11 protein-coding genes are annotated in these 13,412 nt (G+C 72.9%); 5 read left to right on the top strand and 6 right to left on the bottom strand.

The window, feature by feature from the left end; genetic code table 11:
• Positions 1–3 precede the first annotated feature (3 nt).
• From SJY07_RS03045 to SJY07_RS03035, 3 genes are read left to right on the top strand one after another with little or no spacing between them, the layout of a single operon-like run.
• Positions 4–846, top strand: a complete 843-nt coding sequence (locus SJY07_RS03045) for a PIG-L deacetylase family protein (protein ID WP_380156943.1) — start codon at positions 4–6, stop codon at positions 844–846.
• Positions 843–2,375 (top strand): oligosaccharide flippase family protein, encoded by a 1,533-nt coding sequence (locus SJY07_RS03040; RefSeq protein WP_380156941.1) that lies wholly within the window; start codon positions 843–845, stop codon positions 2,373–2,375. The genes SJY07_RS03045 and SJY07_RS03040 overlap by 4 nt, the downstream gene beginning before the upstream one ends.
• Entirely contained in the window at positions 2,372–3,547 is a 1,176-nt protein-coding gene (locus tag SJY07_RS03035; RefSeq protein ID WP_380156939.1) for a glycosyltransferase family 4 protein, read from the top strand. Before SJY07_RS03040 ends, SJY07_RS03035 begins: the two co-directional genes overlap by 4 nt.
• On the opposite strand, the gene SJY07_RS03030 is transcribed toward SJY07_RS03035, so the two are convergent.
• The 5 genes from SJY07_RS03030 to SJY07_RS03010 all read right to left on the bottom strand — a co-directional run bounded on the left by SJY07_RS03030 (position 3,480) and on the right by SJY07_RS03010 (position 9,765).
• Complete coding sequence (locus tag SJY07_RS03030; RefSeq protein ID WP_380156937.1) at positions 3,480–4,769, bottom strand: glycosyltransferase family 4 protein; 1,290 nt, start codon at positions 4,767–4,769, stop codon at positions 3,480–3,482. The genes SJY07_RS03035 and SJY07_RS03030 overlap by 68 nt on opposite strands.
• Positions 4,766–7,219 (bottom strand): glycosyltransferase, encoded by a 2,454-nt coding sequence (locus SJY07_RS03025; protein WP_380156935.1) that lies wholly within the window; start codon positions 7,217–7,219, stop codon positions 4,766–4,768. Before SJY07_RS03025 ends, SJY07_RS03030 begins: the two co-directional genes overlap by 4 nt.
• Positions 7,220–7,362: 143 nt before the next feature.
• Complete coding sequence (locus SJY07_RS03020; RefSeq protein ID WP_380156933.1) at positions 7,363–8,538, bottom strand: hypothetical protein; 1,176 nt, start codon at positions 8,536–8,538, stop codon at positions 7,363–7,365.
• A 35-nt stretch (positions 8,539–8,573) separates the two neighbouring features.
• The gene (gene ybaK, locus SJY07_RS03015) at positions 8,574–9,074 is read right to left on the bottom strand and encodes a Cys-tRNA(Pro) deacylase (RefSeq protein ID WP_380156931.1); all 501 of its coding nucleotides are present in this window, start codon (positions 9,072–9,074) and stop codon (positions 8,574–8,576) included.
• Between the two features lie 10 nt (positions 9,075–9,084).
• Entirely contained in the window at positions 9,085–9,765 is a 681-nt protein-coding gene (locus SJY07_RS03010; RefSeq protein WP_328295709.1) for an LON peptidase substrate-binding domain-containing protein, read from the bottom strand.
• Between the two features lie 52 nt (positions 9,766–9,817).
• On the opposite strand from SJY07_RS03010, the gene hisD reads away from it, so the two are divergent.
• Positions 9,818–11,137 (top strand): histidinol dehydrogenase, encoded by a 1,320-nt coding sequence (gene hisD / locus SJY07_RS03005; protein WP_380162127.1) that lies wholly within the window; start codon positions 9,818–9,820, stop codon positions 11,135–11,137.
• Complete coding sequence (locus SJY07_RS03000) at positions 11,134–11,649, top strand: hypothetical protein (protein WP_380156929.1); 516 nt, start codon at positions 11,134–11,136, stop codon at positions 11,647–11,649. Before hisD ends, SJY07_RS03000 begins: the two co-directional genes overlap by 4 nt.
• Positions 11,650–11,662: 13 nt before the next feature.
• On the opposite strand, the gene poxB is transcribed toward SJY07_RS03000, so the two are convergent.
• Complete coding sequence (gene poxB, locus SJY07_RS02995) at positions 11,663–13,381, bottom strand: ubiquinone-dependent pyruvate dehydrogenase (RefSeq protein ID WP_380156927.1); 1,719 nt, start codon at positions 13,379–13,381, stop codon at positions 11,663–11,665.
• Between the last annotated feature and the right edge of the window lie 31 nt (positions 13,382–13,412).

The following is a 13,412-nucleotide window of genomic DNA, read 5'->3' as shown; positions in this document are numbered from 1 at the left end:
GCCGTGGTTCCACCGCGTCGCGCCACCGACCCCGACCGGCACGCGATCGACGCTCTCGTGGCGTCCCGTCCGACCTGCCTCGTGCTCTCACCGCACCTGGACGACGCCGTGTTCTCCACCGGTGGGCTGCTGCAACGCCTCGCCGCGGCCGGAGGTCCCGTCGTCGACGTCGTCACGGTGTTCACCCGTCCCGCTGCCGGACCCCGCACTCTGGCCGTCCGGCGCGCGTTGCGCGCGGACGGCGACCCTGATCCGGAGACCTGGTACGCCGCCCGGAGGGCGGAGGACCGCAGCGTCGTCACCTCCGTGGGCGCCCGGGCGGAACACCTCGGCCTCGTCGACGCCCCGTACCGGCAGCGGCGTTCGGGGGCGGCTCGGGCCGCGGGCCGCCTGCTGCCCGAACTGTCCGCGGTCTACCCCACCTACCGCTTCGACGCCGCCCGGGGCCGCCGCTCCCGCGCCGATCGTCCCCTGGAGGCTCACCTGCGCCGGAACCTGCTCTCGCGCCTGACGTCGCCGGGGGAGGAGGTGGACCTCCTGCTCGCCCCGCTCGGGGTCGGGTCTCACGTGGACCACGTCATCGTGCGCCGCGCCGCGCTCGACGTCGCCGCTCGGACGGGAACCCCCGTCGTCCTGTACGCCGACTACCCCTACGTCCTCGACGCCCCGGTGCGTCCGCCCGGGACGGGCTGGACCGCGCTCCGGCTTCCGGTGGCGACCGAGCAGAAGCGGCCGCTGGTCGAGGGGTACGGCTCGCAGTCCGGGCTGTTCGCCGGCCGGGCACCACGGATCGTCGACGAGGTCTTCCTCGTGCGCGACACCGACCTCGACACGAGGTGGTCGTGACCGCTGGGCGGCACCGGGCCGCCGGTCGCGGTGGGCTGTCCGCGGAACGGGGTGCGGCGGCGGGCAGCGTCATCCTCGTCCTCCGTTTCATCACCGGCTCCGTCCTCAACTACGCCTTCAACCTCGCGCTGGCGTGGCTGCTGGTCCCGGAGGAGTTCGGCACCGTCAGCGCGGCCCAGAACGTGATGCTCTTCGCCGCAGGAGCGCTCACCGCGGGGCTGCCCTGGGCGCTGACCGTCCGCCTCTCGGCGAGCGGGACGACCCCGTCCCAGGCCGCGGCGCTGCTGCGGACCGCCGTCCTGGGCAACGTCGTGATCGCCTCGGCCCTGGCCGGGGTCCTGGTGCTGACCCAGGTGAGCGGTCACCGCGTGCTGCCCACGGGGTCGGGTGCCATCGTCGTCGTCGTCGCGGCCGAGATCCTGCTGCTCGGTCTCAACGCCGTCATCGCCGGTGCCCTCCAGGGCACCAAGCGCTTCGGTGGCCTCGGTGGCATGCACGCGCTGGAGATCCTGGTCAAGGTCGTGGTGGCCACGGTTCTGGTCGCCGCCACCGGCTCCGGCGCGCTCGGTGTCGTGATCGGGTTCTTCGTCGGCAGCGTCACCGCCACCTGCGTGGGGTTGCGCGGTCTGCGCGGACTCCTCCCGGGCCGGGGGCCGCTCGCCCCCTGGCGGTCGGTGACGGCGGCCGGGCCGATCTGGGTCGCGACCGCCGGGTTCACCGTGCTGCTGACCGTCGACGTCCTCGGGCTGTCGTTCTTCGGCGGGGGAACGGTCGCGACGGCCACCGCCCTCGCCGCCTACCAGGTGTGCTCCACCCTGGCCCGTGCCCCCTACTTCGTCAGCGACGCGCTCGTCGACGCCGTCTTCCCGTTCATGGCTGCCGATCCCCGCGACGTGCGGGCGGTGCACGGCTGGTTCCTCGAGGCCGTCCGCTGGATCCCGGTCCTGCTGGTCCCGCTGCAACTGGTGCTGGTCCTCGTCCCGGAGCCCTTCCTGAGGTTGTTGTTCCCGGCTTCCTACGCCGCCTCCGCGACGGTGCTGCGGGTGCTCACGCTCGGCACGCTGGGCCTCCTGCTGACCAACGCCCTGGTCAAGGGTCTCTACGCGCGCGCCCACCAGTCGTCCGCGGCACGGGTCGTCGGGCCGGTCGTCGTCGTCGAGGTGGTGCTGCTGGCGTTCCTCGTCCCGCGCCACGCTGCGGTGGGGGCCGCCACCGCCTACGCGGTCTCCTGCTGGCTCGCGGTCCTCGGCCTCGCGCCCGCCTACCTGCGCGGCCTCGGCGGGGCGTTGGCGCGGGCCCGCGCCGTGCTCGCGGCGCGCTACCTCGCGAGCCTCGCGCCGGCGGTGCTGCTCCTGCTCCTCGCGTCCCGGCTGCCGGACGTCTTCGCCGTGGTGCTGGTCGCAGTGGCCATCTCGGTCCACGTGCTCTCGGCCCGCCGGTGGGCCTTCGTGCGCGACTCCGACCTCGCCCGCATCTCACCGACGCTCGTGACGTCCTGGCCGTTGCGGACCGGGAGGACCACCGCGTGACCGACATCGACAGCGACATCCACAGCGACATCCACAGTGACGTCGACGGTGACGTCGACGTGCGGCCGAGGACCGCGGGCGGGGAGGCAGAGCTGCCCCGGCCCGACCTGGATCTGCTCATGCTGACCCGCCGTCCCGTTCACGACCACGGCGGGGTCGAACGCGTCGTCCGCGGCCTCACCGAGGCGATCCCGCGGCTGCGCCCGGGCTGGACGATCGAGGTCGCCGCGGTGTTCCGCGGAGCTGGCCGTCTCGAAGGCTTCGACGGCCTCAGCGACGTCGTCTCCGCCCTGCGCATGGGCTGGACGGCTCGTCGCAGCCGTGCCGACGTCATCCTCGTGCACTGCCCGGAGTGCGTCTGGGGTCTGCGCCTGTTCGCCGGACGTCGCGCCCTGGAACGCACCGTGGTCGTGTGGCACGGAGCAGGACCGGTGCCGTACCTGGTGCTGCGACCCGAAGGCGACCGCCTCGCCAGGGGCCTGGCGTGGTTCCGCACCTCCGAGGAACGGCTGGCGCTGCCTCTGCGGCGCCACGTCGCCGTCCACCAGGTGGTGGTCGAGGAGCTGGCCGCGGCCTACGACCACCACGGGGACGTCGACGTCATCCCCAACGCCATGGACCTGCGCGGGCGGCCTCCGGTCCGGTCCGGTGCGGCCACGCGCCCCTTCACCGTCGCCTGGGTGGGTCAGGCGGACCTGCGCAAGGGTCTGGACGTCGCTCTGGACGCCGTGCGCCGACTGCGCACCCACGTCCCCGAGGCACGGCTGCTGGTGGCGGGTGTGCCCGCCGGACCGGCCGAGCCCGGGGTCGAGTGGCTCGGGGTGCTGCCGCCCGAGCAGGTGCCGCAGGTTTACGCGGCGGCGGACGTCTTCTGCTTCCCGACCCGTTACGAGAGCTACGGTCTCGTGGTCGTCGAGGCGATGGCGGCGGGTCTTCCCGTCGTCGTCTCCGACGCCGTACCGGCGGGGATCGTCACTCCCGCCAACGGGTGGGTGGTGCCCGGCCACGACGCGTCCCGCTACGCGGAGGTCCTGGTGCGCCTGGCCGAGGACCAGGACCTCCTCGACACCGTCTCGCGGCACAACGTCGTCGACGTCGAGCGGTTCAGCCTCGCCGCTGCGGCCGCGTCGTGGGTGGAACTGGTGGAGCGTGTGGTGGGTGAGGCGCGCTGATGAGGTCCGGACCGCACCCGTGGACGCCCGCGACGTCGTCCGGGGCGCTGACCCCCATCGCGCGCAGCAACTTCGTCACCGAGGCCTCCCACGTCGCGGCGGCCGCCAGTGCCGACCCCGCGTCGAGCGCACGGGCCCGCGCGGCGGCGTCGTCGAGTCGCCGCACCGCGGCGGCCAGCTCACCCGGTGACCGTGGGGTGAAGTAGCCGACGGCGTCGCCCGCGATCTCCCGGAACACCGGTACGTCGCTGGCCACGACGGGCACCCGGGCCGCCATGGCCTCGAGCAGGGGCAGTCCGAACCCCTCCACGAGGGAGGGGTAGACGAAGGCGTGCGCGTGGGAGTAGAGCGCCCGGAGTTGCTCCTCCGAGACGGACGAGAGGTGCAGGACCCGGTGCGCCACACCGAGTCCGGCGGCGACGGCGGGCACGGGATCGTCCCAGCGCGGATCCCCGCTGCCGACGAGCACGAGGTGGACGTCGTCGTCGAGCTCGGTCAACGCACGGACGGCGGTCTCGACGTCCTTGTGCGGCCGGCGTGCGCCGACGTGCAGGAGGTAGCGTGCGGGCACCCCGGCCGGGAGGTCGCTGACGGGGGACGGGGCCACGCCCAGCCGGGTGAAGGCCTCCTCCACCCCCCACCCGATGACGTGCTCGTCCGGCACCTGCACGCCGTAGCGGTGCGCGATCTCCCGCGCGGAGGCCGCGCTGGGAGTCAGCACCGAGACGCCGCCCGCCAGCACTGCGCGGGTGACGAGCGGGTAGAGCAGCCGCGTGCGCCGGTCGGGGGCGAACCCGGGGTCGGCTTCGATGATGCAGTCGTGGACGATCGTGAAGACGTCGGGGCGCGGGGTTCGCGTGCTTCGCGTGCTTCGAGCCCGGCCACCACCACGGCGCGGACCGATCGGGCCGGCCAGGTGGTAGGGGAGCAGGACGGCGTCCGCGGTGGTCCGGGAGAGCAGTCGCGGCCACGCCGCCCACTGACGCGGGGAGGTCAGCGGGTGGTCGAAGAGGAGGCGTCGGGCTCCGTTCGCTTCGATCGCCTCGGCCAGCGGGAAGCGCGTCGAGCGTTGCCGGGAGTGCACAAGCACCTCGACCTCGAGGTCCGGGGCCGCCTGCGGCAACGCACGGAGGATCGCCTGCGTCGTGCGCCCGATGCCGTGGTAGCGGTCGTCGAGCACGCGACCGTCGACCAGCAGGCGTCGCAGAGGCCTCCCGTTCACACGCCGTCCCTCTCGAGAACGACCCCTGAGATCGACTCCGCACGGAGCTGCGGCACGCGCCCGGCGGGGACGTCGCGCAGGTCGCGCAGGTCGACGACCCGCGGGGTCGTCCGGTGTGGAGAGAGGACGTCCTCGAGGGCCCGACGGAGATCGACTTCGGAGGGTTCCTGCGGGGACGAGGAGCGCAGGCACAGCACCGCCCGCCCACCCAGCGGCAGCAGCAGCGAGCCACCCTCCGTCTGACCGCCCCGGGCGTCCAGCAGGTGGGGTCGAACGGCCACGGGGGCCGTCCGTCCCCAGCCCAGGGTCATCGCCCGGCGGTGGCTGAGCACCCACCCGGCCACCCGCGCCGAGGCTTCGCGGCGTGGCCCCGTCGTGGCCACACGGCCGTGCGCGTCGAGACGTGCGCTCCACACGAGCGCGGAGCCGCGTCGCCCGGCCGGGAGCAGGACGAGGCTCGCGGTGCTCAGGCCCGTCTCCTCCAGGAGTCGGGGAAGGATCCGAGCCGGGTCGTCCCAGCGCGGTGGGAGCGAGCGTGCGGCGTGCCGCGCGGCCGTGGTGCCGGTCGACGTGAGCAGTGTCCGTTCGTAGGCCGCGGCCGTCTCACGGGCGGAGCCGGCGCCGATGGACTCCCCGAGGAGGGACCGGCGTGCGAGGTCGACCCGGTCGTGGTGCAGACCGAGCAGCGCGGCCCGCAACCCGTCGACGTCCCCGGGGGCGACCACGAGGCCGCTGCGGGAGGCGACCTCCCGGACTCCCGGGAGGTCGGACGCGACGGGTACGCAGCCGGCGGCCATCCCCTCGACGAGCACCAGACCGTACGCCTCGGCGGTGGTGGTCGACGGGAGCACGATGACGTCGTTCGCCGCGTACTCCGCCCACAGTTCCGCATCGGGCAGTCGTCCCCGCAACGAGACGTTCGTGAACCCCTCGGTCGCCAGTCGCCGCTCGATCTCCGGGCGCATGGCGCCGTCACCGACGACGTTGAGCAGCAGTCCGCTCTGTCCGGAGACTGCGTCGAGCAACACGTGGAGTCCCTTGTAGGGGCGCATCTGGCCCACGAACAGGACCCTGAGGGGTGCGTCGTCCCGCGCTGACGTGCGCGCCACGAGTTTTCCGTCGGTGGAGACACCCCAGGGGACGACGTGGACCGGGGCTCCACCCTCGATCCCGATCTTCTCCCGGTAGGCGTCCGAACTGACGACGACCGCGTCGGAGAACCCGGCCAGGCGGCGGGTCAGCCGGTTGTACACCGCGCAGGGGAGAGCGAGTCCGGGGATGTTGAGGTCCGAGTGGTGGGTGTAGACCACGGCGGGGCGGTCGCCACCCAGCGTCGCGGCGAGCAGCAGGAACACGTCGCTGAGGGTCGGGACCGGACCGTGCACGTTGACGACGTCGAAGCTCCGCAGGTGTCGGCGCACCGCCGGCCAGGACCCCGCGAACCCGGAGAACCGGAACTCCCGGCGGACCCAGCGGGGGAAGTCGTCCCGGCTGACGACGTCGACCTGGTGGCCGAGGTCGGTCAGCCCGCGACGCAGTTCGGCGACGGTGGTGGAGATGCCGCTGATGACCGGGGGAGCCTCGGAGGTGAGGACGAGGACCCGCAGTGCGGTCGTCGCGGCCGGGACCGGTCGTGCGACCTCATCAGAAACCCCGCCGGTGCTGCGGGGGAGGGGAACCCGGGCGGACGGTTCCCGAGACGCGCGGGACGTCGCCGAACCCGGGGAACCGGGTCGTCGGCCCAGGCGGAGCGTGGCGACGTGCCGGAGGAACCGCCGGCCCTCGCTCAGCGATGACTTCGACGTACCGTCGGCCCGAGGGGCGAAGGTGTAGGGGACGTCGCTCACCCGGGCCCTCGGCGCCCGCACGAGGATCTCCAGTAGGATCTTGTACCCCTCCGGTCGGAGTTCGACGTTGCGCAGGATGCGCGCGTCGAGGGCGAAGAAGCCTCCGAGCGGATCCGTCGTCGTGCGGGTACCGGGAAACGTCACGTGGGTGAACTGCCGGCAACCACGGGAGACCGCGGCGCGGTAGCGACCGTCGAGTCCCTCGGCGGAACCGCCAGCGCTGTAACGGGTCCCGACGACGACGTCCGCGGTTCCCGCGAGGAGGGGAGCCAGCAGGTGCGGTACCGCGGCCGGCGGGTGCTGAAGGTCGGCGTCCATGACGAGAAGGCGGGATGAGCGTGCGGATCGAAAACCCAGCAGGACCGCCCCGCCCAGGCCACCTTCTCGTTCCGAGGGGTTGCGGTGCAGGACGCGGACCCGCGGGTCGGCGTCCGCGAGTTCCTGCAGAACGGCAACCGTTTCGTCGTCGGAGTCGTCGACGAAGAGGATCTCCCAATCCACGTCACGCAGTGCGACGGAGAGTTCGGTGATCAGTCGTCCGACGTTCGAACCCTCGTGGCGACAGGGCACGACGACGCTGACCTGTGGCAACGGCGAGGGCATGGCTGGAGAGTAACCATCCCGGAGCATCCTGTGGCATCAGTTGGTGCTTTTGAAGGTCTTTCCGACGCGCGGAAGAAGAGTTTCTCCGTCCTTCATGACTCGCTGTTCGCCACCCTCATCGCAGAGTCATGAAACTCCGGGGTTCAGCGTGCGAGAACGTCGAGCACTCCCGGCCACCGACCGTTTCCGCGCTCGAACAGGTCGGCGGCCCGGACGAGGTAGAAGGCCTCCAGTCCCAGGCGCCCCGCCGCGGACAACGCCGCCCGGACCTCCCGTTCCGACGCGCCCCCCGCGTTCTCCGCCATCACGCCACGTCGGGAGCGGCGGGCCAGATCGCTCAGGTGCTCGAGCACCGGAACGTTCTCGCCCCACGTCCCGTAGACGACGGTGTCGGCGTCGGACAGTCCCCCGACGAGCCGAGCGAAGTCCAGCCCCCGCTGCACCTCGCCGTTCACCTCCGGGGACGTCGTGCCGGCGAGGCCGGTCGCCGCCGCGGCTCCGGCGTCACCGGGCCGCATCCCGAAGGACGGGTAGAGCATCGCGATGCGTCCACGAACACCCGCCCGGCGCAGCGCGGTGAGCTGCCAGGTCTGGAACCCCACGAGTTCGTCGAGGTACCAGTCGAGGAACTCCGCCGCGTCCTCGGTCCGGGCGGCCGCGTCCGGTGCGCCGGGGGTGAAGTCAGGGACCGGGCACCTCCTGCGCGCCTCGGGGTCGAAGCACCAGTAGGCGTTGCGCCACCGACCGGAGGCGGTCCGCTGCCCCGGGTAGGCGATCTCGCCCCACACCGAACCACCGGCCCGCACCAGGTCGAAGTCGTCCCCGAGGCGTCGGAACAGACCCGACAGGTACTCCTCGCAGAGTTCCCGCACCCGGGAGCCGAACACCGCGTTCGGTACGGGGTGGTCGTCGTAGAGGATCCCGGCCTGGTCCACCCACCGGCTTCCCGGCAGGTCCAGGACCCAGTCCGGGCCGTCCATCGTCCCGGTGTTCAGGGCCACGCTGAACCCGGCGGTGCGCCACGCCGTCGCCGTGGTGGCCAGGCGCTCCAGGTACGCCTCGTCCCAGACCCCGGCAGCGGGCTGAGCGCTGGACCACGACGCCTCGAGCAGCAGTCGGCGGACCCCGCGGCGGTGCATGACCTCCAGCTGGGGCTCGGAGTAGGGTCCGGCCACGCCGACCCGGCCGGACGGGAACCGGAGGCTGCGGCCACTGGTCGGACCCACGTCACCGCCCAGCACGGCTGCGGCCGTGACGGACACCAGACCGCCCAGGACCAGTGCGGAACGGCGTGACGGTGAGGTGCCCGGGCGCGTCACCCGGCCAGGTTCGCACGGTGTCGGGCGGACCGCCGTCACCGCGCGATCGCCGCGAACGTCCCGTCCGTCGTCGTGACCAGGTCCGCAGGAGCCAGCTCCACCTGCAGCCCACGCCGTCCGGCGCTCACGAGGACCGTCTCGTACGACTTCGCGCTCTCGTCCACGAACGTGGCCAGAGCGGTCTTCTGCCCCAGTGGGCTGATCCCGCCGACGACGTAGCCGCTGCTGCGCTGCGCCCGGCCCGGATCGGCCATGACGGCCTTCTTGCCGCCGGCCGCGCTCGCGAGCGCCTTGAGGTCCAGCATCCCGGCGACGGGCACCACGGCGCAGATCAGTCGGCCGTCGACGTCGGCGAGCAGCGTCTTGAAGACCCGGTGCTCGTCGACGTCGATCCCGGCGGCCTGCAGGGCGCGGACGGCCTCGTCCCCGAAACCGTCGTGCGCCTCGTGGTCGTAGGGGTGCAGGGTGTGTACGACTCCGCGCTCGATCAGCAGCCTGAGCGCGGGCGTGCCGGTGTCGGCGTTCTTCCTGGCCACGGCGCCGGAGTCAGTTGGGGTTCGCGGGGAGGTCGGGCAGTTCCGTCGCGGGAACCGCGCCGAAGGTCTCGACCAACGCGATCTCCTGCTTCAGCACGGCGAGTTCGGTGCGCAGCCGGGTCGCGGTGTCAGGTGCCTCGAGGAGGGCCTGGCGCTGGTCCAGGGACAGGACCATCGCGGCCGCCACCAGGTAGGACATGACGCGCGGGTCCTCCGGGGCTTCGGCGCCGCCGATGTCCAGCACCTCGCGGTACTCCTCGAAGCGGCGGGCGACGGCCGCCGAGAGCAGCTGCAGACCGCCCTCGTCCTCGTCGTCCTCGGTGTCGTCGTCCCCGAACGGCTCGACGAGCCCCGTCAGGTACGGCGTCCCCGCGGACTCGTCGATCCCGACGACCTTGAACCGGCTGGCGCCGACGGTGACCAGCTCGTAGCGGCCGTCCTCGGTCTCGGTCACCTCGCGCAGCAGGGCGACGCAGCCCACCTCGTGCAGGGCCTGCGCGTTGCCCTCGCCGACCTCGTGCCCCGCCTTGATCGCCACGACCCCGAAACCGCGGACGGCGTCCTCGTCCTCGGCGCCCGCCACCAGGTCCTGCACGAGCAGCCGGTAGCGGGGTTCGAAGACGTTCAGGGGCAGCACGAGTCCGGGGAAGAGGACGCTTCCCAGCGGGAACAGCGGAAGACGTTGCGGCACGCGGCCACCCTACGGCCCACGCGCTCTAGACTGACCCACCGTGACGCCCCCCCTGCTGGCCCGCACCGACCTGCGCGGAACGACCCTCGACGCCATGGCGCTGCGGTCGATCGTCCCGCGCGCCGACGTCGACGTGGCCGCCGCCATCGCGACCGTCGCCCCGATCTGCGAGGACGTGCGCACCCGCGGCGTCCCTGCCCTCCTCGAGCTCACCGAACGCTTCGACGGCGTCGCCATCACCGACGTCCGGGTCCCGGCCCGGGCCCTGACCGACGCGCTGGCGGCCCTCGACCCGCAGGTGCGGGCCGGGCTGGAGGAGTCGATCCGGCGGGCGCGGCTCGTGCACGACGACCAGCGCCGCACCGACACCACGACGCAGGTCGCGCCCGGCGGCACCGTCACCGAACGCTGGATCCCCGTCGGGCGGGTCGGGCTCTACGTCCCGGGCGGGCGCGCGGTCTACCCCTCCAGCGTGGTCATGAACGTCGTCCCGGCCCAGGCCGCCGGGGTCGCCTCCATCGCCGTCACCACCCCGGCGCAGAAGGAGTTTGGCGGCTCCGCGCACCCGACGATCCTGGCCGCCTGCGCGCTGCTGGGCGTCGAGGAGGTCTACACCGTGGGTGGGGCCCAGGCCATCGCGATGTTCGCCTACGGCGCCCGTGACGCCGAGGGGACCGTCGTCGTCGCGCCCGTGGACGTCGTCACCGGTCCGGGCAACATCTACGTCGCCTCCGCCAAGCGCTACGTCCAGGGCGTCGTCGGCATCGACTCCGAGGCCGGCCCCACCGAGATCGCCGTCCTCGCCGACGACACCGCCGACCCCGTGCACGTCGCCGCCGACCTGGTCAGCCAGGCCGAGCACGACCCGATGGCCGCCGCCGTCCTGATCACCCCGTCGGTGGCGCTCGCGGACGCCGTCGACGTCGAGCTGGAGAAGCGGGTCGCCGCGACGAAGCACTCCGGCCGCATCGAGGAGGCGCTGCGGGGCAGGCAGTCCGGGATCGTCCTGGTCGACTCCCTCGACGACGGCCTCGCCGTCGTCGACGGCTACGCCGCCGAGCACCTCGAGGTCCAGACCGCCGACTCCCGCGCGGTCGCGGCCCGGGTCCGCAACGCCGGGGCCGTCTTCGTGGGGGCGCACTCGCCGGTGTCGCTGGGCGACTACTGCGCCGGCTCCAACCACGTCCTGCCGACCGGGGGGACGGCGATGCACGCCGGGGGCCTGAGCGTGCAGACCTTCCTCCGCCCTGTCCACGTCATCGACTACGACGAGGCGGCGTTGCGCGAGGTCGCCCCGCACGTCGTGGCGCTCGCGGAGTCCGAGGACCTGCCGGCCCACGGCGAAGCGGTGACGGCTCGGTTCGGCGCATGAGCGAGGAACCGGGTTTCGACTTCGACGCGGAGTTCGAGAAGGCCTTCGGCCCGAAGAAGCCGGTCCGTTCGGTCCTGGTGGCCCCCGTGGCCAACGCGAGGAAGCTGGCCGAGGTCTGCACGATCGCGAAGGTCAACGCGTTCGTCGTCCCCGTGAAGGGCCTCGGGTGCGTCCTCGTGACCGAGGACCCGGGCACGGGGGAGGCCGACGCGCAGACGCTGTCCGGCGTGCTCCAGGGGGCCGAGATCGTGCTGCTCACCGTCGGCGAGGACTCGATCGAGGGACAGACCTGGGTCGGCGGTCAGCGCGGCGACGACCCGAAACCCGGTCTGCTGCTGTCGGTCTGGCCCGACGTCGTGCAGCAGCTCGTGCTCGGCCGCCTCGACCCCGCCGAGGCGGCGGGTGCCGCCGCCGGGGGTGAGGGCAGCCGGATCGGCGCGTTCTGGAAGCTGTTCCGCGGCAAGAACGACGACCAGACCCCCGACGCCGGCACCCCCGACGCCCCCGGCTGACCCGGCGCCCCGGTCAGAGCAGCTGACGCAGGTTCGCCTTCGCCAGGTCGAACAGCTCGTCGCCGCGGCCGGAGAGGACCGTCCGGATGGCGTAGAGCGTGAAGCCCTTCGCCTGCTCCGCGGTGACGCTCGGCGGCATCGACAGTTCCTGCCGCTCGGTCACGACGTCGACGAGCGCGGGCCCGTCGTGGGCGAAGGCGGCCTCCAGCGCCCCGGCGAGGTCGTCGGCCTTCTCGACCCGCTGGGCGTGCAGGCCGATCGCGCGGGCCACGTCGGCGAGGTTCGGGTTCTCCAGGCCCGTGCCGTAGGTGACGAACCCGGCCGCCTTCATCTCGAGCTCGACGAAGTTCAGCGAGGAGTTGTTCAGGACGACGACCTTCACCGGCAGCCGGTTCTGGACCAGGGTGATGAGCTCGCCGAGCAGCATGGTCAGCCCGCCGTCACCGGCCAGCGCGACGACCTGGCGGTCCGGGAACGCGGACTGCACGCCGATGGCGTGCGGCAGGGCGTTGGCCATCGTGCCGTGGTTGAAGGACCCGATGAGCCGGCGCCGGCCGTTCATCGTGAGGTAGCGCGCGGCCCACACGACGGGGGAGCCGACGTCGGGGATGAAGACGGCGTCGTCGGTGGCGAGCTCGTCGACGAGGCGCGCGAGGTACTGCGGGTGGATCGGTCCGCGTCCGGGCGTGGCGAGCTCGTCGAGCTTGTCCCGGGTGGCCGCGTAGTGCTTGCGGGCCTCGTTGAGGTGGCCGCGGTCGCTCTTGCGGACGATGCGGGGCAGCAGGGCGGCCGCGGTGTCGCGGACGGTCCCGACCAGGGCGAGGTCGAGGGGAACCCGCTTGCCGAGCTGCTCACCTCGGACGTCGACCTGGATCACCGTGGCGTGCTGGGGGAAGAACTGCTGGTAGGGGAAGTCGGTCCCCAGCATCAGCAGGGTGTCGCAGTCCTCCATCGCCCGGTACCCCGAGGCGTAGCCCAGCAACCCGGTCATGCCGACGTCGTAGGGGTTGTCGTGCTCGACGAACTCCTTGCCGCGGAAGGAGTGCACGATCGGGGCACCGAGGGCGTCGGCCAGGGCCAGCAGTTCCGCGTGCGCTCCTTCGGCTCCCGCGCCGGCGAGGATGGTCACCTTCACGGCGGCGTTCAGCAGGGTCGCGGCCTCGGTGAGTTCGGTGTCGCTGGGGCGCACCACGGGGTCGGTGCGGCGGATCGTCGCGATGCGGTCCTGGGTGGAACGGGCCAGCAGGATCTCGCCGGGGACGACCACGACGGCCACGCCGCGCTTCTCGACGGCCTGCCGCATCGCGATCTCGAGGACGCGGGGGAGCTGCTCGGCGGAGGAGACGAGTTCGGAGTAGACGCTGCACTCGCGGAACAGTTCCTGCGGGTGGGTCTCCTGGAAGTACCCGCTGCCGATCTCCGAGCCCGGGATGTGGGCGGCGATGGCCAGCACGGGGACCCGGCTGCGCTGGGCGTCGAACAGGCCGTTGATGAGGTGCAGGTTCCCGGGACCGCAACTGCCCGCGCAGACGGCGAGCTCGCCCGTGGTGTGCGCGTCGGCCGCGGCGGCGAAGGCGGCGGCCTCCTCGTGGCGGACGTGGACCCAGTCCAGCGTCCCGTCACGGCGCAGCGCGTCGGTGAGGCCGTTGAGGGAGTCGCCCGGCAGTCCGTAGACGCGGCGGACGCCGTGGGCCTTGAGGGTGGCGACGAGGTGCTGTGCGACGGTGGCCATGTCCGTTACTGTACGACTTGTTCACCAATGG

It is taken from the genome of Kineococcus sp. R86509, assembly GCF_042466365.1.
Lineage (GTDB): Bacteria > Actinomycetota > Actinomycetes > Actinomycetales > Kineococcaceae > Kineococcus.
This window is presented reverse-complemented; position numbering and strand designations above follow the sequence as displayed.